This window comes from Variovorax sp. MPBD4-3, from assembly GCF_058809745.1.
Genome location: NZ_JBXASW010000002.1, coordinates 166384 through 190741, shown reverse-complemented (window position 1 = coordinate 190741; position 24358 = coordinate 166384). Strand labels below are relative to the sequence as shown.

The following is a 24358-nucleotide window of genomic DNA, read 5'->3' as shown; positions in this document are numbered from 1 at the left end:
CGAACACGCAATTCAAAGGAGCCTGTCTTATGAGTGCACCGAGCGATTCATCCATCGCCGTTGTGGGTCCGGGGGCCATCGGCACCGCCGTCGCGGTGGCCCTGCACGAAGTCGGTCGCACGCCGTTGCTATGCGGCCGCACACTCCGCGAGCGCCTGACGTTGGAAGATGGCGATCGCCTCGTGACGGTCCCCGGCCCGGTCCGGGTAGATCCCGCACAGATCGGGCACACCGTCGACCTCGTGCTTCTCGCGGTCAAGACGACACAGATCGAGGCCGCCGGCGCATGGCTCGCCGCGTTGTGCGGCCAGGACACGGTGGTGTGCGTACTGCAAAACGGCGTGGAGCAAGTGGAGCGCGTCGCCCGCCAGGCCTCGCACGGGAAAATCGTTCCCGCGGTCGTGTGGTTCCCTGCACAGGCGCAACCCGATGGCTCGGTGCGTCTGCGTGGGGAGATGCGCCTCAGCCTGCCGGACACGTCGGACGCCCGCGTGGTGGCCGAGATGCTGCAAGACACCCGGTGCCGCGTCGAAGTGTCGGCGAGCTTCCACGCGCTGGCTTGGCGCAAGCTGCTGCAGAACGCGGTGGCCGGACTCATGGCGCTCACGCACCGGCGCTCCGGCATGTTCGGCCGCTCCGACATCGCCGAGCTGGCCCTCGCCTATCTCCGGGAATGCCTGGCCGTGGCCCGCGCCGAAGGCGCGCAACTCGGTGACGAGGTGCCGCGGGAAATCCTCGACAAGTTCCAGGCATCTCCCGCAGACATGGGCACCTCCATCCTCACGGATCGCGAGGCCGGCCGGCCGCTGGAATGGGATGTGCGCAACGATGTCATCGCGCGTCGCGGCCGCGCTCGTGGCATCCCGACGCCGATCAGCGATGTCCTGGTGCCGCTCCTCGCGGCCGCGAGCGACGGCCCTGGCTGATCCCGGCCAACGAGCGCACGGGCGCGCCTCTTCCTCTTTGGCGCCGACGCCGCAACGCTCGGTCGGGTCGCTGCACAGCCAGTGTGCGATCACGAGCCGCCACGGCCCACGGGCTAGTCTGCTTTGAACCCCGATGCTTTGACCACGGGTTCCCAGAAGGCCTGCATTTCGCTGAACCTGGCTCGGGCCTCAGCCGGCGAGCTTCCCGTCTCCACAAAGCCGAGCGTGCGGATCTTGCGGGCGAACTGCTCGGTTGCAACGGCTTTTCGGATCGCAGTGCTCCATTCGGAGACAACGGCGGCAGGCGTTCCAGGAGGCAGGCATACGGCCAATACGCCAACTGAGGTGAGCTCCTTTCGGCCCAGCTCGCCGAACGTAGGAACATCAGGTAGAAGCGCAGAGCGTTGCGCAGAGGTCACCGCCAGCACGCGAAGCTTGCCGGCGTTGTGGTGCTGTGCGAAGTCCCCGAAAGTTGAACTTCCCGCTGCGACATTGGCGCCTACGAGGTTCACGATCATCGGCGCAGCGCCCTGAAACGGCACGTCCCGTAGGGGGGTCCCGATGACTTTGGCGATCTGCAAACCCAAGAAATGGGTCGGGCCTCCCGATGCGGCATGGCCGAAGTTGGCATGCTCAGGATGAGTGCGCACCCATTGGGCATATTCAGCAAAGGTCTTGACGGGCGAGGACGCTGGTACAGCCAGCGCCATCGGAAACTCGACCACCGTCGACGCCGGCAGGATATCCCGCTGCGCAGCGTAGTTGAGCTTGTTGAAGACGAATGGATAGATCGATTGCAGGAAGTCAGGACACAACATGGCCACGCTTCCGTCGGCCGGGGCGGCACGCAACACATCAATCGCGATCTTTCCGCCGGCGCCGGGCTTGTTCTCCACCACGACGGTGCGGTTGAGCGGCTCATGCAGCTGATCCGCAAGCGCCCGTGTGACGACATCGAGTGTCCCGCCAGGCGAGAAGCCCACCAGAATCCTGGCGGGCGGTTGGCTGGCCGACTGCGCGATGGCAGACGGCGCGCCGAAAGCCGCGGCAACGATGAGTGCGAGGCTGTAGCGCCAGGCGGTACTTGGTTTGTTCAAGAGCTGCTCCAGGGAAATTCGGTAGGGTCACGTCGGTTGTCGCGACGTCGGCACGAGGCCACTCGAGGTACTCGAGCGCTCAGCAACACACGACGCCTGCGCCCTTTGTGCGAGGCAAAGTCAGCGACCCCGGAAGACCGGCGCACGCTTGTCGGCGAACGCACGGCGCCCCTCCAGTCGGTCCTCGCTGTCCCTGAGCACGCCAAACGCCTGTCGCTCCAGTTCCAGTCCACCGGCAAGCGGCAGCTCCCGTCCGGTCATCGCCAGACGCTTGGCGGCGGTCATCGCCAATGGCGCATTGGCTGCCATTGCTCGCGCCAGGTTGATCGCCGTTTCCTGCAGCGCGGCAAGGGGAACCACCTTGCTGACCAGGCCGATCCGCAACGCTTCGTTGGCATCAATGCGTTCGCCCGTGAGCAGCATCCACATCGCATCCGACTGGCCTACCGCGCGGATCAGGCGTTGCGTGCCCCCGGCGCCTGGGATGCTGCCGACGCGCACTTCCGGCAAGCCGAACTGCGCGTTGTCGGAACAGATGCGGATGTCCGCAAGCAACGCCAGTTCCAGGCCACCGCCGAGGGCATAGCCGTTGATCGCGGCGATGACAGGCTTGTCGGTCTGCAGCGTGCCGAAATTGGAATGTCGGGTGCCGGCGCGAAAGACCTGCCGGGCTGCGCTGTCGGCAGGCGGCATCGTTTTCTTGAGGTCTGCACCTGTGCAAAACGCACGCTCGCCCGCACCGGTCAGGACGACTACGCGGACTTCTTCGTCGCTCGAGACCTGGTCCCAGATCGCGAGCAGCTGCTCGTTGGATTCCGGGTCGATGGAATTCATGGCTTCGGGCCGGTTCAGGGTGATGATGGCCACGCCATCCTGGACTGTCTTGACGATGGGCATGGTTTTGTCTCAGTTCAATGGAGAGTCAGCGGCGATGATCGCCTCGATGTCTTCTGGTGGCATGCCCAGCTCGTCTAGCACCTCGCGCGTATGCTGTCCAAGCGTCGGAGCGGCCCGTCGCGCTCTAGGCCGCTCACCCACTGCACCGATGACGCTACGCGGCAGCGTCAACGCACCTGCGACCGGGTGCAGCAGGTTCTCGGTGAGCGCCGCTTCGACGAAGGGTGCGGACTGCGCGACCTCGGCATAGTCGTTGATCGGCCCGCAGATGATGTCCACGGCCGCGAACCGCTCGAGCCAGAAGGCACGCGGGTGCGCGAGCATGCGTGCTTCGAGCAGGCGCAGCAGCGCCTCGCGGTGCTGCAGCCGATTCTTGTTCTCGGCGAAGCGAGGGTCCGATGCGAGCTCAGGTGCACCGATGGCCGTGCACAGCGCCAGCCATCGTGCGGGGTGATAGGCCGCCACCATGATCCACCCGTCGGCGCAACGCAAGGCCTCGTTGGGCGTCGAGTAAGGCGCTGCGTTTCCCTGCGGGCCGGGCACATGGCCGTCGGCGAAATAGGACGCGAAACTCACATGCTGCAGTGCGATAGCACTGGCAAACATGCTTGCCTCCACGTGCTGGCCCGACCCCGTGCGTTGGCGCAGCGCGAGCGCGGCCAGGATCGAGATGGTCGCGAACGAACCCGTGACAAGATCGACGACGGGCACCGGCACCTTGCACGGCTGCCCGCCAGGCGCGCCGGTGACGCTCATGAGGCCGCTCACGGCTTGAAGCACGCCGTCCACACCGGGCAGGTCCCTCGCGGTCCCCTGCTGACCGTACGCGGAGACGGAACAGTAGATCAACCGCGGGTTCTCGGCAGATACCTCGGCGTAGTCCAGCCCGAACCGGGTCATAACACCCGGGCGAAAGCTCTCGACCACGACATCGGCTTCGGCGACTAGACGCGACGCTACCAGCCGGTGCGCCGACTGCTTGAGATCCAGAACGATGCTGCGCTTGTTCCGATTGAGCGCGAGAAAGGCCACGCCTTCGCCATGGACCCAGGGCGAGAGTGCGCGCGAGAGATCGCCCGAGGGTGCCTCGACCTTCACCACGTCGGCGCCCAGGTCGGCCAGGTACTGGGTGCAGCTCGGGCCCGCCATGACCTGGGTGAAGTCGATGACCCTCAGGCCCTCGAGAGAATTAGCGAGCATTTTTCAGGCACCCATCTTGATCAAACAGACGGGCTGCTCAAGCTGCGGCCGCCGCAGACATAGAGAAGCTGGCCGGTGACGTAGCTGGAACCGGGCTCCGCGAAAAACCGGACAGCGCGAGCGATGTCTTCAGGCTGACCGATGCGCTCCATCGGCACGGTCTTGTGGAGACTCTGCCGCACTTCCTCGGTGAGAGTCTCGAACAGCGGCGTTTCGACGATGCCCGGCGCAATGGCATTCACGGTGACACCCTTGCGCGCATATTCGAGTGCCAGCGAGCGGGTCAGGCTTACCACGGCGCCTTTGGAAGCGGAATAAGCCGCCTGGCCGCGATTGCCCAGCCAGGCACGCGAGCCGATATTGATGATGCGTCCGAACCGGTTCTCCGCCATCTGCGCCAGGACGGCCTTCGAGCAGATGAATTGCGAGTGGAGGTTGACCTCGATCACGCGGCTCCAGAAGGCCAAGTCCATCTTGGAAACGAGCTTGTCTCCACCGATGCCGGCATTGTTGACAAGGATGTCGATGCGCTGATGGGATGCGAGCAGTTGGGCCACGGTCGACTCCACCTGTTCCACGGAGCTCACGTCGACCTTGAAGGTCTGCACATCGGCACCCTCGCTCGCAAGGCTGCTCTTGGCCGCTTGCAGGGCTTCGTCGTCGAAGTCCCACAGCGCGATGCGACAGCCGCCCTGCGCAAGCTCGCGGGCGATGCCAAGGCCGATGCCCTTCGCCCCTCCGGTCACGACGGCAACGAGGCCCTGCAAAGAGGCAGGCGTGGTTGAGTTTGTCTGGTTCATGTCGACCTGTTCAGAGCGAAAGAATATGGATGGAGCAGGCGGCGTGATCCACCCCCCAGATGCCGCCGCCAGTCACCTGCGTGAGGCCGATGCGCGCCCCCTGCACTTGCCGGGCGCCCGCACGGCCTTGCAACTGCTCGCAGACCTCCACGATCTGTGCGACGCCGGTCGCGCCGGGCGGATGCCCCTTGGCAAGAAGGCCGCCGCTCGGATTGACAGGGACCCGTCCGCCCAGAGTCGTCGCACCGCTGCGCAGCAACTCTGCCGCGTCGCCGCGATCGCAAAGCCCCAGCGCTTCGTAGTAGAGCAATTCGGAGATGGTGAAGGCGTCGTGCACTTCCAGCAGGCTGAGGTCCTGCGGTCCCACACCGGCCTGCTCATAGGCCAGCCTGGCCGCACGCGCCGTGATCTCGGCCTCCGTCATATCGACGGGCGTGGTTTCGAACAAGCCGGACTGCACCACTGACGCCAAGACCTGAACTGGCTTGGCAACGCCCTGGGAGGGCTTGGTGCTAAGCACGAGGGCCGCTGCCCCATCGACCACGGCGGGACAGCACTGCAGCAGCGTGAGCGGCTCGGCCACAGGGCGGGACGCAAGAATTTCCTCGCGGGTGGCCAGCTTCGCGAACTTGGCGATAGGATTGAGAACGCCGTGCTTGCGATTCTTCACGGAAATGTCCGCAAGCGTCTCGACCTTGAGGCCGTGGTCGTGCATGTAGCGACGCGCGCGCATAGCGTACAGGGCAGGCATGATCATCCCCCGTCGATTGTTCCAGTCTTGCTGGCTCAGCTGCAACGGCCCGCCGCCGAGCGCGCTCAGATGGTCCATGCCGAACACCAGGACGGTGTCGTACTGCCCGACCTTGAGCGCCTGCAATGCGAGATTCAGTGCGGTCGCGCCGCTGGAGCAGGCGTTGTCCACGTTGTAGACGGCGCCCCCATGCGCATGCAGTTCACGCAGTGCCCGCTGCCCCGGCAACATGGCGCCGAGCGCGTTGCCGCAGTAGAACGCCTGTACCTCGGAAAGCCGCGTGCCGGCATCCTCCAGGGCGCCAAGAATGGCCGACTGGACCATGGCCTCTTCGGTGAGCTCCGGGAAGCGGCCGAAGTCGGTGATGCCCACGCCGGTGATCAGTGGTTGCTTCATCTCATTGCTCCTGGAAGGCGTAGTCGGGTGTGCCGTCCGGCAATGCGAAGGGCACCACGCGCACCCTGCTTTCGATCGCAGGCGGGCTTCCATCGAACAAGAGCCGCCCGAAGGCGCGAACGCCCGACTCGAAGTCGACCATTGCGAGTGCGTAGGCAGGCTTGTCCTTGCCGGGATGGACCACCGTGAAGCTGTAGAGGGACCCGGTCGGGCCGAGCTCGATTTCCTCGATCGGCTGGTCGTGGTGGACGAACTCGATCGGCGGAAACTGGGGGGGCTGACCGCCTGCCTGTGTGGCCACAAGCACCATGCCGCCGGGGGTGTCACGGAAGTGCGAATCCGTGCGCTTGATGATCTTCAAAGGTGTCTCCTGTTCCGGTGGCGATGGCCACGGCAACCGGAAGTTTGGTGACCCAGGGCCGCCCCGTCATTGGATTTGTGCTGCGCATTCTTTAGCCTTCCTAAAGCGTGCGAAGCGTGTAGTTCTGCTAAAGCCAGAGCAGCCGAACTGCAAGGACGCACGCCCTGCGCACGCGCATACTGAATGAATGAAAGAACAAATCAGCGTTCCAGTGACCTTGATGCGCGGCGGCACAAGCAAGGCTGTTTTTCTCGCACGGCGTGACGTGCCCGCAGATCCGCAGGAACTGCAGCGATTCCTTCTGGCTCTGTTCGGCAGCCCGGACGTGCGCCAGATCGACGGGCTTGGAGGCGCCGACATCCTCACGAGCAAATGCGCAATCATTGGGCCGCCGTCACGACCCGACGCAGACATCGACTACACCTTTGTGCAGATCGGGATCGATCAGCCCAGCGTGAGCTTCGAGATCGTCTGCGGCAACATTTCATCGGCCACCGGGGTCTACGCGCTGCAGGAGCGGCTGATTCCCGTGCAGGAGCCCGCCACCACCGTGCGAGTGCACAACACCAATACCGGCAAGATTCTGCGCATGGTGGTGCAATGTGCCTACGGCGAGCCGCGCGTGGAAGGCGACACCGAAGTGGATGGGGTGCCCGCCAAGGGCGCCGAGGTCGCGTTGGATTACTCGGGTACCAGCGGTGCCACGACGGGCCGATTGCTTCCCACCGGGCAGGCACGCGATTCGGTCTACGTCTCCAAACTTGGTCGCGAAATACCCGTTTCGATCGTCGACGTGGGAACGGCGTGTGTATTCATCCGCGCTGCGGATCTGGGCGTCACCGGCACGGAGCTTCCCGGCCAGCTCAGTTCTGATATCTACGAAATGGCCGAGGAAGTCAGACGATGGGCCGCCGATCGTTGCAACCTGCCGGCGTCAGGAACCCTCACGCCCTACCAGATCCTCATCAGCGAAGCTCAGGACTACCGCACCCTCGGCGGAGATCGAATCGTCAAGTCGTCGGAAATCGACTTGGTGGCGCGCATGGTTCTCCATGGTGGGGCGATGCACAAGGCATTTCCGGGCGGTGGCTCAGTCTGCCTTTCCGTGGCAGCACAGATCGCAGGGACGATTCCGGCGGAGGCGCGAGGCAGTCATGCCGGCCCGACGCGCATCCGCATTGGCCATCCGAGTGGTGTGATCGGAATTTTTGCGAGCGTCGCGCGCACTGCCGAAGACGAATGGTCGGTGCAAGAAGTTCACTTCACTCGAACCGCTCGGCGGCTGTTTGATGGGACCGCCTATGTGAGGCGTGCTCTCCTCGATGTTGGTTGACCTCAGCGGACTGCCAAGGCATAGCAATGATGACGCAAGATCTTTTTTCTTTGCGAGGCCGCACGGCTCTCGTCACCGGTGGCTCACGGGGTATCGGTCGCATGATCGCCGAGGGATTCCTGGCGCAAGGTGCACGTGTCTACATCAGCGCGCGCAAGGCTGCGGCATGCGATCTCTCGGCTTCGGAACTCTCGAAGAACGGCCATTGCGTCTCGCTGCCGTACGACGTGTCGACAGTCAACGGCTGCCAGGCGCTGGCCGCCGCCTACGCGCAGCATGAAACCACTTTGGACATCCTGGTCAACAACGCCGGCGCCGCTTGGGGAGAAGACTTCGATGCCTTTCCCGAAACCGGTTGGGACAAGGTGGTCGATCTCAATCTGAAGACGCCCTTCTTCTTGACGAAGGCGCTGTCCGGGCCGCTGCGCGCCGCGGCCAAGGAGCGTGTGGGGAAGATCATCAACATCGCCTCCACCGATGGCATCGGGCTCAACCCTCAGGAAAATTACTCCTACGTCGCCAGCAAGGCGGGCTTGATCCACTTGACGCGGCGCATGGCGCTGCGCCTGGCGCAGGACAACATCGCGGTCAGCGCCATTGCGCCGGGCGCGTTTCCATCCGAGATGAACCGCAACGCGCGCGACCGCGGCGACGAGCTGTCCGAACACATACCCGCCAGACGCATTGGCACTTCAGAGGACATCGCCGGCGCGGCGATCTTCCTGGCGTCGCGTGCAGGCGACTATGTGATGGGCTCGACCCTGGTGGTGGACGGTGGCGTGACCCACGCCCGAGCCTACAGGTAAGTGTGTGCATGGGTTGGCCGCTGGCGCCCGGCCATGTAGTGACCTGAAAGGACGGGTCATCCGCCGACCCGGAAACGGTCGCTGATGTAGGTCGCAGGAGGCTTTCCAAAAGCCTTCTTGAACATCGTATTGAAGGCAGAGGGCGACTCATAGCCCAGGTCATAGGCGACTTGCTGGACGGTCGCACCACCGGACAGCTCGCGCAGCGCCACGATCATCTGCAGCTGGCGTCGCCAGCGGCCAAAACTCAGGCCTGTCAGCGAGGTGCACAGTCGATTCAACGTCCGGTCGCTCATGCCCAGTTCACGCGCCCAGTTCGTCAGGGTCCTGCGATCGGAGGGATCGCGCATCATTGCCGTTGATATCTCTCTGAGCCTTGCGTCCTCGGGCATCGGCAGGAACATTGCTTCCGTGGGCATCGTGCAAAGTTGGTCGAGCAGCACCTGCGCCAATCGGTCGGTCGGCCCGCCTGCTTCGTAGAGGGGCGGCAATGCTGCGAGGTACTGGATCATCTCGCTGAGCATCGGGCTGATGTGAAAGGTGCAGCAACTCGCAGGCAAGGGGGCAGCGCCAGGTTCGACGAAGAGGAAAAAAATCAGCGCGTTCGCCGTTCCTCGGTTGCTGTGCAGCGTACCGCCCGGAATCCACACGCCCGCCTGGGGCGGGACCATCCACAGCGCGCCGGGCACTTCGCAAGAGACCGCACCGCGCAGTGCGATCACAAGCTGGCCGGATCGGTGCTCGTGCACGGGAATCTCCCGCTCCTGCGCCGCGACATCGACGCGCAGCGCCATCACGGGTACTGATGGCTCGTAGTCCAGGCCTGGCTCGCCGAATTCCGCTCTTCGCATCTTGGGAAATTTGATGTTGCGCCCGCCGCCGGGCTTGTTTCAGCCTTGGAATCAGTGCTCGGTCTCAATCCCCCTCAGCGATGGCCGAAAAGAGAAGTCATTCGTCCAAGTTTGCAATTCTCGACTCGTATGCCGCTCAGTAGCATCGTCGCATGAAAATGATTCGCAATAAGAATGAAGTGGTTTCGGTTCAGGCACTCCTCATTCTTCTCATCGGCCTGGCGCTGATTGGCTCGCACTACTGTTTGGTAGGCAAGCGTGCTCGTGAGATTCATCGAGGCGCAGCATGATCGCGCGACCTCGTTTCTCCCGACAGGAGTTGCTCTTTTCTCTCAAGAGCTTTGCCGCAGCCATGCTTGCGCTCTACCTGTCGAGCCGCTTTGCGCTGCCTCGGCCCTTCTGGGCCATGATGACCGCCTACATCGTAGCCCACCCGCTGGCCAGCAATGTGCGCTCCAAGGCTCTCTACCGCTTCCTGGGCACGTTGCTAGGGTGCGCAGCGACCGTGGTGCTCGTCCCCTCGCTGTCCGGGTCCCCGGAACTCCTGTCGCTGGCTTTGGCGCTGTGGGTGGGGCTTTGCCTTTATCTTTCGCTGCTGGACCGAAGCGCGCGTTCCTATGTCTTCATGCTGGCCGGCTACTCAGCCGCATTGATCGGTTTCCCGTTGGTCGAAGCGCCCGCGGCGATGTTCGACACAGCCGTCGCACGGGTCACTGAAATCGGGTTGGGCATCCTGTGTGCCAGTTGGGTCCACAGCCTCGTGCTTCCCAACGGCCTGGGTCCGTCCCTGCTTGGCGTGATGGATCGTGCACTCGGCGATGCGCGGCAATGGCTCACAGACCTGCTGCGCGAGACGCCCGCCAAAGGACTGGACCCTCGAATCCCGGCGGACCGCCAGCGGCTGGCACTGGACATCACGCAACTGCGCCTGCTCTCCACGCATGTGCCCTTCGACACCGGACTGCGCTGGAGCGGGGGCGCCATCGACGCGCTGCGATACCGTGTGACCGCCCTCACCCCGGTGCTGTCGGCGGTTGAAGATTGCCTGCAAGCGCTGTGCACCGCCACAGGTGGTGTGCCGGATGACATCGGCTCGACCTTCGCGCAGCATTCGGGCTGGCTGGACCCACGCGCGACGAGCGCGGGAGTGGACGACGCATGCGCCGCCTTTCGCGCCATTGCGGACGGTCCGGCCGCTTCGCCGTGGATCCTCGCGCTGCGGATCGATCTGGCAACCCGCTTGGAGGATCTGGTCGCGCACTGGGATGCCTGCACCACGCTGCGCAACGATATCGATGCCGGCATTGCCGGAAACCCGGTGCCCCTGCGGCGCACCCCGGCCCTGGCTCGCGGGGCGCTCCACCTGGACAGAGGGCTCGCGCTGCGCTCGGCGATCACTGCGGTGTCGGGCACCTGTCTATCGTGTGTCCTGTGGATCGCGACGGGCTGGCCTTCGGGATCCGCCATGGCGATGAGCGCCGCCGTCTTCTGCAGCTTCTTCGCCACCATGGACGATCCGGTGCCTGCGATGCACAAGTTCATCACGGCGCTGTTGTGGTCCTTGCCCGTGTCGGCCTTTTGTGTCCTGGCTGTCATGCCTTGGGCACATGACTTTGGCATGCTAGTCTTGTGCATCGCGCCTGTGTTTCTGGTGATCGGCTGCTACATGGCACGACCAGCCAGTTCCCTGTCGGCCCTTGGCATGTTCTTCGGTGTCGCCGGAACGCTCGCCCTTCAAGACACAGCCACCGCCGATTGGGTGAGCTTCATCAGTTCCAACCTGGCCCTGTTCGCGGGTGCGGTGATCGCGGCCCGCGTCACCGCGCTCATGCGCAGCGTGGGGCGTGACTGGACAGCCAAGCGCATACGCCGTGCGGCATGGCACGACCTCGCCGATCTGGCCGCCCATCCGCAGCACGCGTCCACCCGACACGCCTTTGGCTCACGCATGCTCGACAGGATTGCGCTGCTGGCGCCGCGCGTCGCTCCCGACGGTCCTGAAGAGGTCCAGGTCGCGGCACACCGCGCGCTGCGCGAACTGCGCATGGGGGCTGACATCGCTGCACTGCAGCGGCATCGCGGGAGCCTTCCTGGAGAACCCCTCGCTCGCCTCTTCGGGGAATTGGCCCGCATCTTCCGCGCCCATGTGGCGGGAGCACCGCCGCGTCATGCGCCGCTGCTGCCGCATGTCGATCGGCTGTTGCTAGGCGCGCTGACTGCAGATACCGAGCGGCCTGCCATTGCGGCACTCGTTGGCCTTCGACGCAACCTCTTTCCAACCGCTCCCCCCACGCTCCAACCATGATCGAAGTCAACATTTTTGGCGTGCAGTTGCCCTGGCTCTTGGTCGTCGCAGGCGGCGCGCTGCCGTGCTCCTGGGCAACGCGGCGCCTGCTGGCCCTCGTCGGTGCTTACCGATGGATCTGGCACCCGGCCCTGTTTGACCTCGCGCTGTACGTCCTGGTGCTGTGCGCCTTGGCTTCTCTCACTGGCGCAACCGCCACCTCGTCTTGAAATCCGGACCGCTTCAACCCATGAAATCTGACGCCCTTCCCTTGCCTGCCTGGACTTCGCGTCTTGCCCGTCCCGTCGTTCGTCTGTTGGTCACCGCGCTGATGGTGGCCGCAGCCGGCTGGGTGGGGTGGCGCTTATGGGACCACTATGAACTCGCCCCCTGGACACGCAACGGACGCGTGCGGGCCAATGTCGTGCAAGTCACGCCTGACGTGTCTGGCATCGTCACGAACGTGGCCGTGCACGACAACCAGTCCGTTGCCGCTGGCGCCTTGCTTTTCTCGGTGGACACGGCCCGCTTCGAGCTGGCGCGGGAACAAGCCCAGGCCGCCGTCGCGACGCAACGCGTCGCGATCGGCAACCAGCGCATCACACTCGCTCAGGCGCAGCGCGAGAGCCAGCGCAATTCCGGCCTGGGCGATTTGATCTCGCTGGAAGCTCGCGAGCAGTCGCGCCTGAAGGTGGACCAGGCCAAAAGCGCGCTTCAAGCGGCCGAAGCGGCATTGCGACAGGCGCAGGTCGCATTGAACACGGCGACGTTGAACCTGGAACGCACCCAGGTGCGTGCACCCACCGCCGGCCTGATCACCAACCTCGACCTGCGCCAGGGTGCCTACGCAAGCGCCGGACACCCCGTGATGGCGTTGGTCGACACGAGTTCCATCTATGTCGAAGGCTACTTCGAGGAAAACAAGTTGGCTCGGATCCATCACGGCGACCGCGTGCGGGTCACGCCCATGGGCAACGCGGCGCTCGAGGGCACCGTCGAGAGCATCGCTGCCGGGATCGCCGACCGTGACCGCAGCACCAGCACCAACCTGCTTCCCAGCGTCAATCCCACATTCAATTGGGTGCGGCTTGCGCAGCGCGTGCCGGTACGCGTGAAGCTCGATCAGATGCCTGCGAGCACCCGCTTGGTGGCAGGCCAGACGGTCACCGTTGAAATACTTGAGACTGTTCGGACCACGGATGCCAAGGCCCGGGCTTCAGAAAGCCGGGGATGAACGCCATGTCCCCACTCCTTGCCGCCGTCACGGCAGGCGCACTGCTCGCCGGTTGTGCCCTCCCGCCCGTGGGGCCGGACTACGTGTCCCCCGCCCCCCTGTCTTCGGCGCAATCCGCCTCCGCAGGCACCTTCGGATCTGCGAGCGGCGCTGCGGCGGATACGACGCTGCCGCCACGCTGGTGGAGGCTCTACGACGACCGGCAGTTGGACGCGTTGGTCACACAGGCGCTGGCACACAACACCGACCTGCGGCAGGCCGTGGCCACCCTGGAACGCTACCGGGCGCTGGAGGCCGAGGCGCGCGGAAATGAGAAGCCGATGGTCGCGGCCAGCGGGGGTCCCGGCTTCGGGCACGTATCGGGCTTGAGCCTCCTGCAGCGTGGCGGCGAACCGCCCAGCCGCGGCACCTACAGCGCCGGCATTTCCTTGTCGTATCAGTTGGACCTGTACGGCCAACTGCGTCGCGCCATCGAAGCGGCCGAAGCCGGCTCTGGCGCCGCCCAGGCGGCGTTGGACCTTGTACGTGTGAGCGTCGCCGGCGGCGTGGCACATGCCTATGCGCAAGCATGTTCAAGCGGCTATCGCTTGCGCGCCACGCAGGCGTCGGTTCATCTGCAGGAAGAGGCTCTGCGACTCTCCGATCGGCTCCAACAAGCGGGCAAGGTGGGGGAAATCGACATGGCACGTGCGCAAGGCCAATTGGAACAACTGCGTGCTGCACTGCCGCCGCTTCGGGCACAGCGCCAAGGCGCGTTGTACCGGCTGGCAACGCTGACCGGCGCGGCACCTCGCGACTTCCCTGCGGCGGTGGCCGCATGCGAGCAACCGCCGCGCGTGGCAGGACTGCTTCCGGTAGGAGACGGCGCTGCGCTGCTGCGCCGGAGGCCCGATGTGCGCCAAGCGGAGCGCAGCGTCGCCATTGCCACTGCCCAGATCGGCGTCGCAACAGCCGACCTCTACCCGAAAGTGTCGCTGGGTCTCTCGGCCAGCTCAGCAGGCTTCCTGGCAAGATTTGGAAACCGGGAAACGCTCAGCTACAGCCTGGGCCCGTTGATCAACTGGACGCTACCCAACGCCGGCGTTGCCCGCGCTCGCATCGCGCAGGCCGAGGCGGCCACCCGGGTTGCCGCTGCCCGCTTCGACGGGACTGTACTGACGGCACTGCGCGAGGTCGAAACGGCATTGGATGCCTACGCACGCGAGTTGGAACGTCATGACGCGCTTCTGGCTGCGCAAGAACAAAGTGCCATCGTCGCCCGGCAGGCCCGCACACTCTATGTGAACGGCAAGACGGGTCAGCTCGAATCACTGGATGCGGAGCGCACCCTGGCAGCCAGCGAAGCCGCTCTGGCAATGTCGGCAGCCCAGTTGGCAGAGGACCAGGTCGCCGTGTTCATGGCGCTGGGCGGCGGCTGGGAAACCGACGATGCCCCCGTGAGTGGCGTGCGCTAGCCACGCCTTGGCGTTGCTGAAGCGAAACATGAGGCAGACGGAAACTCCTCTGCGTGCGTCCGAGCGGGACGGGTTGGTCAATGGACGGGCTTAATCTCTTGAAGACATTCCTGGAGGTCGCCAACGTCGGCAGCTTCTCGCGCGCAGCGGGCAAGCTCGGAATCTCCAAGGCCAGCGCGAGCAAGCATGTCGCGACGCTTGAGTCGCGCTTCAACGTGCGGCTCTTGAACCGCTCGACGCGCTCGGTGACATTGACCGATGCTGGCAGGCTTCTCCAGCTTCGCAGCGCGCCGCTGATGGAGATGGTCGAGTCGACGCAGAGCGAATTGCAGGCGCATGGTTCGCGCCCAAGCGGTCGTCTGCGCGTCGCGGGGCTTCATGGGCTCGTGCAAACCGACTTTCCGAGCCTGCTGAGCGAGTTCCTCACGCTCTATCCAGATGTCCATATCGACCTGCAGATCGGCAATCGTGTGGTCGATCTCGTGGAGGAAGGTGTCGACGTTGCCCTTCGATTCGGGCGCATTGGTGATGAGAACCTGATCGTGCGCCGCCTCCAACGCGTGGAACTCACGCTTTGCGCCACGCCTGGCTACTGGGCCAAGCGCGGCATTCCTCAGACGCCCGACGACATGCGATGGCACGACGTGCTCACCTACTCGCTATCGGCGGGCGCACCGCACATTCCCTTCGAAGTTGATGGCGAACCATACAACCTCCCGATCTACGGACGCATGGATGCCAACGACTCAAGCACGCTCATCGCCGCGGCGCTCGCCGGCATCGGCGCGGTGTGTGTGCCGGCGTTGCTGGCTCAGCCGCACACAGAACGCGGCGGCCTGGTCCCAGTGCTCAAGGAATTCATGCCCCGTGACATCTGGCTGTACGCAGCGTATACGCAGCGCCGGCACAACAGCGCAGCCCTGCGAGCCCTGCTGAAGCTGCTTGAAACGCGCATGGGGGGCAGCGCACATGACCATCCGACCTAGAAGCGGAGCGCCGAGACACATCCATTCACAGTTGCCCGCCACGTATCGCTGGATCTCGCGGAAGGTCGATCACTCCGCCGTGATATTGGCCGACTTGATGATCTGCGCCCACTTGCGCGTCTCGCTGGCGATGAACGCGCTGAACTCGGCGCTGGTGCTGCCGCGCAATTGCAGTCCCGCTGCCTCGGCCTTGCGGCGGACCTCCGGGTCGGCCACCGCGGCGTTGATCTCGGCATTGAGCCGCGCCACGATGGCAGCCGGCGTTCCGGCCGGCGCGAGCATGCCGTACCAGCCGTAGCCCACGACGGACGGCAGCCCCTGCTCGCGCAAGGTCGGCGCATCCGGGTAGAGCGGCGTGCGCTCTTCGTTGGCGACGCCCAGGACCCGCAGCTTCCCGGCCTGGATATGCGACACGGCGGTCGAGATGGCTGTCAGCGTCGCGTCGAGCCGCCCGGCGAGCAGATCGGTGTAGGCGGGCGCATCGCCGCGGTACTGCACGACGACGCCTTTCGCCTCAGCGGCGCGCAGCAGCAGCTCGGCCGTCAGGTGCGGCGCCGAGCCGGCGCCGGGCGAGCCGAAACTCACGCCCTTGGCATGCGCCTTCGCATGCTTGATGAATTCCGCAAGCGTCTTGTACGGCGCATCGGCATTGACCACCAGGAACAGGGGTGCGATCGCCGTGCTGGCGATCGAAGCGAAGCTCTTGTGCACGTCGTACGGCAGGTCCTTGTAGAGCGCCTCGCCGATGGCGATCGGGGCGGCCGCATGCAGCAGCGTGTAGCCGTCGGCCGGTGCCTTGGCCACGAAGTCGTTCGCGATGCGCGTGCCTGCGCCGGCCTTGTTGTCCACCACGATGGCCTGCCCCAGCCTGCGCCCGAGGAAGTCGCCGAGCACGCGCGTGAGGATGTCGTTCGAGCCGCCCGCGCCGTAGGGCGAGACCATGCGGATCGGCCTTGCCGGCCAGGCCTGCGCCTGGCTCGGCAGACACCAGGGCATCGCCAGGCCCGCCGCGGCTGCGGTGAGAAGTTGTCTGCGGGTCGTTGTCATGTGTTCTTGTCTCCGTGGGTTTTCTTGGGATGTCAGACCGGCTCGATGGGCGGATAGTCGAACCGCAATTCCAGGTGATCGGCATGCGGCTGGTAGAGCCGCAGCACGACGTAGAACGGCTCGCCCGCGGGTGCCGGAAGCCAGTTGGCGCCGGGTCCCGGGTCGTCGGCCTGCAGCCGGATGACCAGGCCGCCGTCGGGATCGTGCCTCAGGCCCGGGGTGCGGTCGCCGATCGAATACCGATCGATCGGATTCGCCACGAACAGGCAGTCGCTGCGACGGTACATCGTGAGCGACCAGAAGGCCCCCACCTTGAGCCCCTCGCCCGGTGCGAAGCGCAGCGCGTAGCGCCGCGATCCGTCCAGCGGCGCGCCGCGCGCGTCCACCTCGGCGGTGGGATACATCGCCTCCTCCACGCCCAGCGCGCCGATGAAGTTGCGGGCGATGCGCGCGCGCGTGAGGTGGTCGTCGCCCCAGTGCGTCTTCACCATCACCGGGATCGCCCAGCCGCCGCCCAGGTCGTGGGGCTGGTTGCCGGTGCGCAGCCGCTCGTACACGGCGGGCAGCGCGGTCGCGAGCTCGGCCTCCATGGGCGGCCATGCAAGGGTTTCTCCGGCCGGCACCGGATTGCGCCGCAGCGCGGCGCTCACGATGGCCAGGTACGGCGCTGCCGCTGGCGCACCGGTGTCGCGTGCGTCGAGCCATGTGTCCACGCGCATGGCGGCATCGCTGCCGTCCGGTCGCACGAGTCTCATCGCGCGTTGCGCGTCGCGCACGCGGGCGGCGTCCTCGCCGTCGTCCTCCACGAGGTGGCGCCCGATCAGCCACACGTCGTCGCCGGGGGCGGCCACGGTCTGCGTGATGCCGGACGGCACCGCGCCGCGCCAGCCGGGGCCATGCACCAGCGTGCGCTGGGGCCGGTTGCCGGTCGTGCGCCGCCCGACGTAGGCGAACGGGTTGGTCCACGCATCCAGCAGCCCCAGCGTCCAGTAGCGCTCGCCCATGTCCGGCGTCTCGATGACGACGGGTCCTTCACAGAGGTCCAGCCAGGCGTTGCTGTAGACCGTGTCGTTGTTCGGGCTGACGACCTCCCTGTCCTGCGGGCCGAGCCGGCGATGGGTGTGCGTGAACTGGTTGACCCAGCGCATGGCCGATGCCGGATCCGGCGCCGCGAAACCGAGGACCGGATGGCGGCGCGCGGTGGTCGCCGCGCGCATGCGCATCATCTCGAACAGCGGCAGCGTCTGAATCACCACGTCTTCGCAACCGCGGAGGATGGCGGCGTTCGTCATGCGACAGCTCCGGCGCGGCGAAGGCCCGCGATCTCGTCCGCCGAGAGGCCGAGCTCGGCCAGCAGCCGGTCGGTGTCGGCTCCGCACGCAGGCGCGGCCGGCGGATTGGCGCGCGGCGCATCGCCCAGCCGGTAGGGCAGCGCCAGCGAGGGATAGCGCCGGCCGTCGGCGCCTGGCGCATCGACCAGCAGTCCGCTCGCCTGCACGTCCGCGCTCTGCAGCACCTGCGCGTAGCTGCGAACGAAGCCGACGACGATCTGGTTGCGGCTCAGCAGCGCCACGCATTCCTCGCTGGTGTACGAAGACAGGCATTCGCGCAGCACCACGCGAAGCTCGCCGCGGTGCTGCACGCGCAGGGCGTTGGTGCAAAACCGCGGATCGCTCGCGAGCGACGCGCGCCCCACCACGCGGCAAAAGCGCGCCCAATGCTCGTCCGCGTAGGCCGACAGCACGATGTGCCCGTCGCGCGTGGGCACGACCTCCGCCGCCGGCGCGTTGTTGGGCTGGCCGTCGCCGATGCGCGTGGGCTCCGGGGCGCCGCCGAGGTAGTCGCACCAGGTGGTGGCCTGCAGATGCAGCGCCACCTCCAGCAGCGAGGTGCGCAGCGTCTCGCCCACGCCGGTCTGCGCGCGGCCATAGAGCGCGGCCAGCACCGCCTGCGCGCCCAGGTGCGCGGCGGCCGCGTCGATGATCGGCACGCCTACCTTCTGCGGCAGGCGGTCGGGTTCGCCCGTGACCGACATCAGCCCGCTCTCGGCCTGCGCCGCGATGTCGTAGCCGGGGCGCGCGCTCGACGGGCCCTGGTCGCCGAAGCCGGAGATCGACAGGTAGATGACCTTCGGAAACCGCGCGCGCACCTCGGCCGGGCCGAGGCCCAGGGCCTCCACGGCGCCGGGGCGCAGGTTCTGGATCACGACGTCGCAGCCGCCGATCAGGCGCCACGCGATGTCGCGCCCGGCCTCGCTCTTGAGGTCCAGCGCGATCGACTGCTTGCCGCGGCTGTACGCGCGGATCATCGACTCGCCGTAGCGGCCGATGTGCCGGGCCTGGTCGCCCGCCAGCGGTTCGATCTTGATCACCTGCGCGCCCAGCTCGGCCAGCACCATGGCCGCGCCGGGCCCGGCGATGTACTGCCCCATGTCGATCACGCGCACGTTCTTCAGGGGCACGGCGGGCCCGGATGTCTCTTGGGTCGTTGCATTCATCGGAGGCAACGTTATCGCCTTCCCCGATTCTTGAAAATTCGATAATCGTGAGGTAGTGATCACGAACAGCTATGCCACCGGATGCGACATGGACACCAAGACCGACCGCCTGATCCGCACATTGCGTCTGCGCCACCTGGAGCTTCTCGCCGTGCTTTCCGAAGCCCGCACCATGCGCGGCGCGGCCACGCGGCTGCACCTGAGCCAGCCCGCGATCAGCAAGATGCTCGGCGAGATCGAGGGCTGCTTCGGCGCGCGGCTTTTCGAGCGCAGCCACCAGGGCATTCATGCGAATGCGCTGGGCGCGAGCGCGGCCTTCAGGGCGCGCGCGGTGCTCAACGAGCTGGCCCGCGCGACCGAGGACGTCGACGCGATGCAAAGCGGGATCACCGCGGTGCTGCGCGTGGGCGCACCCTCGGTGACCGCGGCCGTTCCGGCGGCCATCGTCGAGCTGCGGCGGCGCATGCCCGGCGCCGCCGTGCAGCTGCGCGAGGGCCGCGTGCATGAACTCATCCACCGCCTGCTCGACGGCGAGCTCGACTGCGTCTTCGGCGCCATCACGCCCGAGCTCGTCGCCAGCGACCTGATTCCGATGCTCGAGCCCGTGGTGCTGCTGGAAGACGAACTCTGCGTGCTCGCCTCCTGCGCGAACGAGGGCGTGGCCGGCCGCCGGCTGCGCTGGACCGACCTGCAGGCCGGCCCCTGGGTGCTGCCGCCGAAGGAAACCCTCGTGCGGCAGGCCTTCATGACCGCCTTTCTCAACAGCGGCGCGACGCCGCCCGTGCCCGTCATCGAGGCGCTCTCGTCGGTGACGATCGGCACCGTGCTTCGCAAGGACCCTTCGCTGCTGTGCGCGGTGCGCCTGGAGCACGCTGCGGACGAGGTCGCCCGCGGCGGCGTTCAACGGCTGAAGGTCCTGCCGAAGATGGTCCTGCCGTCATTCGGCCTGTTCTTCCGGCGCGACGGGATGGAGAGGCCGCCGGTCCTGGGTGCGTTCGCCGAGGCCATCCGGCGTGTCAGCGGTTCCCTGAAGAAAACGGGCGCGAGGCCGTAGCCCGCCACCGCGCTTGCGGCCTCAGCCGGGCTCGTCCTGCGGCCGTGGCTGCGCCATGCCCAGGCTCCACAGCCGCAGCGCCATGTGGATCTCCAGCGCCCGGCTGGCGCTGCCCCAGTGGCCCAGCAGCTCCTCGACGCTGGCCAGACGCTGGCGCACCGTGTTCACATGGATCCCCATGCGCACGGCCGTGGTCTTGGCGTTCTGGTTGCAGTCGAAGTAGGCCAGCAGCGTCGCCGTGAGCTCCGAGCCGCGCTTGCGGTCGTGGGACGTCAGCGCGCCGATGGTGGCGTCCAGGAAGGCATGGAGGCTGCCTTCGTCGTGCGTCTCGAACAGCACCGAGTACAGCGCCATCTCGTTCTGCCCGACGATGCACCCGCGCATGCCCAGGCGGCCCAGCACCGGCAGCGCGCGCCGCAGCGCCGCATACACGGCGGGCATCTCGGCCGCCGAGCGCACCGGGCGCGAGAGCACGCCGCGGTAGGCGTCGCCGAGCTCGCGGCGCGCGAAAGCCGACAGCGCCTCCACGGCGTCCTGCGCTCTGGTGGCGGCGCATGCGAGGACCAGCGCACCGTCGATCTCGTCCGTCACGTGGTCCCAGGCGGGCGCGCCCGCGCGCAGGCGCCGCGACCAGAAGCCGGGCCGGGGCTGCGCCATTTCCACCACCGTCAGGGAGAGCGGTTGCGACAGGTCCAGGCCGAAGCGCTCCGCGCGGTCGCGCGTCAATGCGGGCTCGTCCTGGCGCGGCGAGACCAGCGTGCGCAGCAGTGCCGACACCTCGCGGCTCTTGCCCGCCTCCACGCGCTCCTGCGACAGCAGCACGATGCCGATGACGCTCGAGCTGCGCTCGAAGGTGCGCAGGCTCACGTCGCGCAGCTCCTCGCGCCTGAACAGCAGCACGGCACCCAGCACCTCGCTGCCGCCGAGCACTGCGATCACGCGGCACAGCTCGCCCTGCGTGGAATACGCCACCACGGAACGCCCCGCCTGCCGGCTCTCGCGCAGCGCCCGCGCCAGTGCCGCGCTGTGCGCGTCATGGGGCGCGTAGGCGTCGGCGGCGGTGCCCGCATAGCCGGGGGCGCGTCCACGGCCGATGACCTCGCACGCCTCGTCGAGCACCAGCACGCTGCCGTCGAGCAGCTGCGCGACCGATTGGCACAGCGCGCCGAGCGAAGCGCCCTTGGCCAGCAGCGACGTGAGCTGCTCGTGCGCCTCGGCCGCGCCCTGCACGTCGCGCACGTGCCGCTCCAGTTCGCCGCGGGCCAGGTCGGCATGTTCGAGCGCCGCCGCGGCCTCCGCGAACGCCTTGGCGTTGTTGATGGCCACGGCCGCATGGGTGGCGAGCGTGCACAGGATCGACACATTGATGGCGGTGTGCGTGCGGTGGTAGCGGTCGGCCACGAACAGCAGCCCGATCACGTTGTCGTCGCACATCAGCGGCGCGCCGACGAGCGCAGCCACGCCTTCGGCGCGGAAGGTGTCGTCCAGCACCGGGTCGTGCGCGAAGCGGTTGTCGTGCAGGTAGTCGGGCGTGAAGAACGGCAGGCGGGTGGACATCACGATGCCCGCAACGCCCAGGTTGCGGGCCGCGGTCATCTTGCCCGTGCGCTCGGAGATGGCGCCGTCGGCCACGACCACCTGGAACTCGCCGCTGGCGGCGTCGTAGATGGTCAGCCAGCACAGGTGCGAGCCCATGAGGTGGCGCGCGCGCCCGACGATCGCCTTGAGCAGCCCGTTCAGGTCGAGGCGGCTCGACAGGTCCTGCGCGGATTCGATCACGGCGAGCATGCCGCGCTCGCGCTGCTCGTGCACCTCGAGCCGGTTGCGCAGCGCCATGGCCATGCGCACCAGCTCGACCAGGCCCGGCTTGCGCTGCACCGCGTCGGGCAGCGCCTCGACGCCGGCAAGCCGCGCCGCGAATTCCTCGGCCGGCGCGTTGCGGTGCAGCAGGCCCAGCAGCTCGGCGGCGATCTCGTCGGCATGGACGCTTGCATCGGCCGGCGACCCCGGCGCGCGGGCTCGTTCGGGAGACAGTAAGGACATAGGGCCGCGAAGGCTAGCAGAACGCTGCCGCCATGCCCATGGGTTGCAGCCCTGCCCCTGCGGGCTGTGAGGACGGGCGGCACCACGCGATCACATCGGCGCAGCCGCATCGATGTGCGCGGCGCACATAGTGCCGCGCAGCGCCGTTGCGGACACTGCGTGCAGCAAGCGGGAAGGCCGCGACACACACCACAGGAACACATGAGCATCATCGATTCACTGCGCCCGCCACCCGGCCTGCGCGTGCTGGTCAGCGCGGGGGCGGCGGGCATCGGCGCGGCGGTGGCCCTGGCATTCCGCGAGACGGGCGCGCGCGTGCATGTGTGCGACATCGACCGCTCCGCGCTCGAACGCCTCGCGCGCGAAGCGCCCGAACTCACCTACAGCACGGCCGACGCCTCGGTTCCCGAGGACGTGGAGCGCGTCTTCGACGACGTGCAGGGCGCGCTCGGCGGCCTCGACGTGCTGGTCAACAACGTGGGCATCGCCGGCCCCACCGGCGCGATCGAGGACCTCAAGCGCGCCGACTGGGAGCGCACCGTCTCGGTCAACCTGAACAGCCAGTTCTACTTCGCCCAGCGCGCAGTGCCGCTGCTCAGGCGCTCCACCATGGGCCCGAACCTCATCGCCATGAGCTCGGTCGCCGGCCGTCTCGGCTATGCCTACCGCACGCCCTACGCATCCACCAAGTGGGCCATCGTCGGGCTCATGAAGTCGCTGGCCATCGAGCTCGGCCCGCAGGGCGTGCGGGTCAACGCGATCCTTCCGGGCACCGTCGAGGGGGAACGCATGAACGGCGTGATCGGTGCGCGCGCGGCCACCGCCGGCGTTTCGGTGGAGGCCATGCGCGCGGAGTACCTGCGCAAGATTTCGCTGCGCCGCATGGTCACCGTGGAGGACGTCGCCGCCATGGCGCTGTTCCTGAGCTCGCCCGCCGCCCGCAACCTGAGCGGCCAGGCCATCAGCGTCGACGGGAACATGGAATACCTCTGAGCCCCCTGCGCCGCACGCACAACGGGCACCCTATTTTTTCAAGAAGCATGGAGACATCAATGCACACACTCGCCACCTTTCCCTCCGCCCTGGCCTGCACGCTGGGCCTGCTGTGCTTCGGCGCGTCGGCCGCGCCCGTGAAGATCGGCGTGCTCGAGACGCTGTCGGGCCCGCAGGCCTCGTCGGGGCAGGCCTACCGCACGGCCGTGCGCTTCGCGGTGGACCAGATCAACGCGGCCGGCGGCTGGAACGGCGAGCCGGTGCAGCTGCTGGAGTACGACAACCAGGGCGGTCCCGCGGGCGCCGCCGACAAGCTCAAGGCGGCCGCGGCCGACGGCGTGCAGCTGATCGTGCAGGGCGCGTCCTCGGCCATCGGCGGGCAGATCACGGAGGACGTGCGCAAGCACAACCTGCGCAACCCCGGCAAGGAGATCATCTACATCAACGTGGGGGCCGAAGCGTTGGAACTCACGGGCGAGAAGTGCAACTTCCACCACTTCCGCTTCAGCGGCGACGCGCAGATCCGCACCAAGGCGCTGGTCAGCGCGATGAAGCAGGCCAACGCGCTGGGCACGCGGGTGTACGCGATCAACCAGAACTATTCGTGGGGCCAGGACATGGAGCGTGCCATCTCCGACAACGCCGCCGCCGGCGGCTACCAGGTGGTGGAGAAGACGCTGCACGACGTCAACAAGGTGCAGGATTTCGCGCCCTACGTGGCGAAGATCAGCGCATCGAAGGCCGACTCGGTGCTCACCGGCAACTGGTCCAACGACCTGCTGCTGCTGATGAAGGCGTCGAAGTCCGCCGGGCTGAAGGTGCGCTTCGGCACCGTGTTCCTCGACCAGCCCGGCAACCTCGCCAACGCGGGCGACCTGGCGGTGGGCCACTTCGTGGCGCACACCTTCAACGCGGAGGCCGGCGGCGCCGAGGGCGAGCGCTTCGTGAACGAGTACAAGGCCAAGACCGGGCACGCGCCGGCCTTCATCGAGCCGCAGACGGTGTTCGGCATGGCCATGGTGGCCGACGCGCTCAAGCGCACCAAGCCCGAGGGCGGCGTGCTGAACGTGAACGCGCTGGCCAGGGCCATCGAGACCGCGAAGATCAAAACGCCCATGGGCGAGATGAGCATGCGCGCGGCCGACCACCAGGTGCAGATGCCCATCGTGGTGTCGACGGTGGCCAAGGACGCGCGCTACAAGGCGGACGACACCGACATGGGCTTCAAGCCGGTCAAGCGCTTCTCGGCCGAGGAAGCCTCGACGCCGGCGCAGACGAGCTGCGCGATGAAGCGCCCCGCCTGAGCACGGCCCTTCGCGCCACTTGCATCCACCACACCGGCGGGGCC

Annotated in this window: 23 protein-coding genes; 12 read left to right on the top strand and 11 right to left on the bottom strand. The window is 66.9% G+C overall.

Annotation, left to right across the window (positions count from 1 at the left end; translation table 11 throughout):
* Positions 1–29 precede the first annotated feature (29 nt).
* Positions 30–926, top strand: a complete 897-nt coding sequence (locus tag AC1RVW_RS01960) for an oxidoreductase (RefSeq protein WP_285414776.1) — start codon at positions 30–32, stop codon at positions 924–926.
* A gap of 113 nt (positions 927–1039) precedes the next feature.
* Here AC1RVW_RS01960 and AC1RVW_RS01955 read toward each other — a convergent pair whose 3' ends face one another.
* The 6 genes from AC1RVW_RS01955 to AC1RVW_RS01930 all read right to left on the bottom strand — a co-directional run bounded on the left by AC1RVW_RS01955 (position 1040) and on the right by AC1RVW_RS01930 (position 6428).
* Positions 1040–2023, bottom strand: coding sequence for a Bug family tripartite tricarboxylate transporter substrate binding protein (locus AC1RVW_RS01955; protein WP_493197702.1), 984 nt, complete (start codon positions 2021–2023; stop codon positions 1040–1042).
* 120 nt (positions 2024–2143) lie between these two features.
* Positions 2144–2920: an enoyl-CoA hydratase/isomerase family protein gene (locus AC1RVW_RS01950; protein WP_081270303.1), complete on the bottom strand. Its 777-nt coding sequence runs from the start codon at positions 2918–2920 to the stop codon at positions 2144–2146.
* A 9-nt stretch (positions 2921–2929) separates the two neighbouring features.
* A complete protein-coding gene (locus tag AC1RVW_RS01945) occupies positions 2930–4120 on the bottom strand; it encodes a CaiB/BaiF CoA transferase family protein (protein ID WP_081270304.1) in 1191 nt (396 codons plus the stop codon).
* A gap of 20 nt (positions 4121–4140) precedes the next feature.
* Positions 4141–4920, bottom strand: coding sequence for an SDR family NAD(P)-dependent oxidoreductase (locus AC1RVW_RS01940; RefSeq protein ID WP_081270305.1), 780 nt, complete (start codon positions 4918–4920; stop codon positions 4141–4143).
* A gap of 10 nt (positions 4921–4930) precedes the next feature.
* Positions 4931–6067, bottom strand: a complete 1137-nt coding sequence (locus tag AC1RVW_RS01935) for a thiolase family protein (protein WP_106937800.1) — start codon at positions 6065–6067, stop codon at positions 4931–4933.
* Between the two features lies 1 nt (position 6068).
* Positions 6069–6428 carry a Zn-ribbon domain-containing OB-fold protein gene (locus AC1RVW_RS01930; RefSeq protein WP_081270307.1) on the bottom strand — a complete coding sequence of 120 codons (360 nt, stop codon included), beginning with the start codon at positions 6426–6428 and terminating at the stop codon, positions 6069–6071.
* A 187-nt stretch (positions 6429–6615) separates the two neighbouring features.
* Between AC1RVW_RS01930 and AC1RVW_RS01925 the strand changes: the two genes are divergently transcribed.
* Together AC1RVW_RS01925 and AC1RVW_RS01920 are read left to right on the top strand one after the other, a co-directional pair.
* Positions 6616–7761 (top strand): PrpF domain-containing protein, encoded by a 1146-nt coding sequence (locus AC1RVW_RS01925; protein WP_106937801.1) that lies wholly within the window; start codon positions 6616–6618, stop codon positions 7759–7761.
* A 26-nt stretch (positions 7762–7787) separates the two neighbouring features.
* Positions 7788–8567, top strand: a complete 780-nt coding sequence (locus tag AC1RVW_RS01920; RefSeq protein WP_106937802.1) for an SDR family oxidoreductase — start codon at positions 7788–7790, stop codon at positions 8565–8567.
* Positions 8568–8623: 56 nt separating this feature from the next.
* On the opposite strand, the gene AC1RVW_RS01915 is transcribed toward AC1RVW_RS01920, so the two are convergent.
* Positions 8624–9361, bottom strand: coding sequence for a helix-turn-helix domain-containing protein (locus AC1RVW_RS01915; RefSeq protein WP_285414770.1), 738 nt, complete (start codon positions 9359–9361; stop codon positions 8624–8626).
* 209 nt (positions 9362–9570) lie between these two features.
* Here AC1RVW_RS01915 and AC1RVW_RS01910 point away from each other — a divergent pair, with 209 nt between their 5' ends.
* The 6 genes from AC1RVW_RS01910 to AC1RVW_RS01885 all read left to right on the top strand — a co-directional run bounded on the left by AC1RVW_RS01910 (position 9571) and on the right by AC1RVW_RS01885 (position 15376).
* A complete protein-coding gene (locus AC1RVW_RS01910; protein ID WP_155742628.1) occupies positions 9571–9708 on the top strand; it encodes a hypothetical protein in 138 nt (45 codons plus the stop codon).
* A complete protein-coding gene (locus AC1RVW_RS01905) occupies positions 9705–11723 on the top strand; it encodes an FUSC family protein (RefSeq protein ID WP_106937804.1) in 2019 nt (672 codons plus the stop codon). The genes AC1RVW_RS01910 and AC1RVW_RS01905 overlap by 4 nt, the downstream gene beginning before the upstream one ends.
* Complete coding sequence (locus AC1RVW_RS01900; RefSeq protein ID WP_081270312.1) at positions 11720–11932, top strand: DUF1656 domain-containing protein; 213 nt, start codon at positions 11720–11722, stop codon at positions 11930–11932. The genes AC1RVW_RS01905 and AC1RVW_RS01900 overlap by 4 nt, the downstream gene beginning before the upstream one ends.
* A 20-nt stretch (positions 11933–11952) precedes the next feature.
* Positions 11953–12936, top strand: a complete 984-nt coding sequence (locus AC1RVW_RS01895) for an HlyD family secretion protein (RefSeq protein WP_106937806.1) — start codon at positions 11953–11955, stop codon at positions 12934–12936.
* The gene (locus tag AC1RVW_RS01890) at positions 12933–14390 is read left to right on the top strand and encodes an efflux transporter outer membrane subunit (RefSeq protein ID WP_106937807.1); all 1458 of its coding nucleotides are present in this window, start codon (positions 12933–12935) and stop codon (positions 14388–14390) included. Before AC1RVW_RS01895 ends, AC1RVW_RS01890 begins: the two co-directional genes overlap by 4 nt.
* A gap of 98 nt (positions 14391–14488) precedes the next feature.
* Complete coding sequence (locus AC1RVW_RS01885; RefSeq protein WP_493197697.1) at positions 14489–15376, top strand: LysR family transcriptional regulator; 888 nt, start codon at positions 14489–14491, stop codon at positions 15374–15376.
* 69 nt (positions 15377–15445) lie between these two features.
* Here the strand turns inward: AC1RVW_RS01885 and AC1RVW_RS01880 are convergent, their stop codons facing one another.
* The 3 genes from AC1RVW_RS01880 to AC1RVW_RS01870 are packed head-to-tail and all read right to left on the bottom strand — an operon-like array spanning position 15446 to position 18920.
* Positions 15446–16423 (bottom strand): Bug family tripartite tricarboxylate transporter substrate binding protein, encoded by a 978-nt coding sequence (locus AC1RVW_RS01880; RefSeq protein ID WP_493197695.1) that lies wholly within the window; start codon positions 16421–16423, stop codon positions 15446–15448.
* 32 nt (positions 16424–16455) lie between these two features.
* Positions 16456–17715, bottom strand: coding sequence for a DUF1254 domain-containing protein (locus AC1RVW_RS01875; RefSeq protein WP_493197693.1), 1260 nt, complete (start codon positions 17713–17715; stop codon positions 16456–16458).
* Positions 17712–18920, bottom strand: coding sequence for a CaiB/BaiF CoA transferase family protein (locus AC1RVW_RS01870; RefSeq protein WP_106937811.1), 1209 nt, complete (start codon positions 18918–18920; stop codon positions 17712–17714). Before AC1RVW_RS01870 ends, AC1RVW_RS01875 begins: the two co-directional genes overlap by 4 nt.
* Positions 18921–19008: 88 nt before the next feature.
* On the opposite strand from AC1RVW_RS01870, the gene AC1RVW_RS01865 reads away from it, so the two are divergent.
* A complete protein-coding gene (locus AC1RVW_RS01865; RefSeq protein ID WP_106938486.1) occupies positions 19009–19974 on the top strand; it encodes a LysR family transcriptional regulator in 966 nt (321 codons plus the stop codon).
* Positions 19975–19995: 21 nt separating this feature from the next.
* Here AC1RVW_RS01865 and AC1RVW_RS01860 read toward each other — a convergent pair whose 3' ends face one another.
* Positions 19996–22017: a helix-turn-helix domain-containing protein gene (locus AC1RVW_RS01860; RefSeq protein ID WP_493197690.1), complete on the bottom strand. Its 2022-nt coding sequence runs from the start codon at positions 22015–22017 to the stop codon at positions 19996–19998.
* Positions 22018–22218: 201 nt separating this feature from the next.
* Here AC1RVW_RS01860 and AC1RVW_RS01855 point away from each other — a divergent pair, with 201 nt between their 5' ends.
* A complete protein-coding gene (locus AC1RVW_RS01855) occupies positions 22219–23010 on the top strand; it encodes an SDR family oxidoreductase (protein WP_081270320.1) in 792 nt (263 codons plus the stop codon).
* 59 nt (positions 23011–23069) lie between these two features.
* On the top strand, positions 23070–24314 hold the full coding sequence (locus tag AC1RVW_RS01850) for a branched-chain amino acid ABC transporter substrate-binding protein (protein WP_493197688.1): 1245 nt from the start codon (positions 23070–23072) through the stop codon (positions 24312–24314).
* Positions 24315–24358: the final 44 nt, after the last annotated feature.